This is a genomic window from Vibrio sp. D173a (genome assembly GCF_030248475.1).
This window is the reverse complement of the sequence record NZ_JAHGAH010000685.1, coordinates 1-814: the sequence shown is the minus strand read 5'-3', so window position 1 is coordinate 814 and position 814 is coordinate 1. Positions and strand designations below refer to the sequence as shown.

Annotated in this window: 1 protein-coding gene and 1 pseudogene; one reads left to right on the top strand and one right to left on the bottom strand. The window is 41.6% G+C overall.

What is annotated here, in order from left to right:
- Positions 1–51: 51 nt before the first annotated feature.
- Positions 52–177, bottom strand: a pseudogene (locus KIV40_RS28505) (zinc ABC transporter substrate-binding protein); the annotation flags it as partial.
- Between the two features lie 31 nt (positions 178–208).
- On the opposite strand from KIV40_RS28505, the gene KIV40_RS28500 reads away from it, so the two are divergent.
- On the top strand, positions 209–814 hold a 606-nt coding region (locus KIV40_RS28500; protein ID WP_285352582.1), incomplete at its 3' end, for an ATP-binding cassette domain-containing protein.

Here is an 814-nt window from a genome sequence, read left to right as displayed (position 1 = left end):
TAAAGCGTAGTCGTGAGGTGAGGCATTACTGTCCATTACCGCGTCTGGTTAACTGACGCCTTGCGTTAATTCAGTAACAATCATTTGAATAGGTTTAAAACTTGTTAGAATGGTGCTCGCACTGGCAAGGCTTGGAATTAATAATAAGCTTGTCAGTATAAAAGATGAACGTAACATATTACCTCGATAATAGAAATGAGTTCTATTCATGGATAACTTAATCCAATTGGATTCCGTCAGTGTTGAGTTCGACGGTAGAAAAGTTTTAGACAATATCTCTCTAAATATAGAGCGCGGCCAAATCACAACTCTAATAGGCCCAAATGGTGCAGGTAAATCGACCCTAGTCAAAGTGCTACTAGGACTGCAAAACCGATACTCTGGCACCATTACCAAAAACAAAAAACTAAAAATTGGCTATGTTCCACAAAAACTTAAGCTCAATGACTCTCTCCCTTTAAATGTAGAGCGCTTCTTAAAGCTTACCGGTAAATTCAGTGAGCAAGAAATTCTTGAATCATTGAAACTTGTCGGCGCCGAGCACCTGATTAAAAACAACATGCACCAATTATCTGGTGGTGAGAACCAACGTGTGTTAATCGCTCGTTCACTACTCCGTCGCCCAGATTTACTGGTACTCGATGAGCCAGCACAAGGTGTTGATGTACAAGGTCAAATTGATCTTTATGAACTGATCGACTCCATCCGCCACCGCTTTGGCTGTGCGGTGTTCATGGTTTCACACGACTTGCACTTAGTGATGGCAAAAACTGACGACGTGATTTGTCTGACTCATCACGTTTGCTGTTCTGGT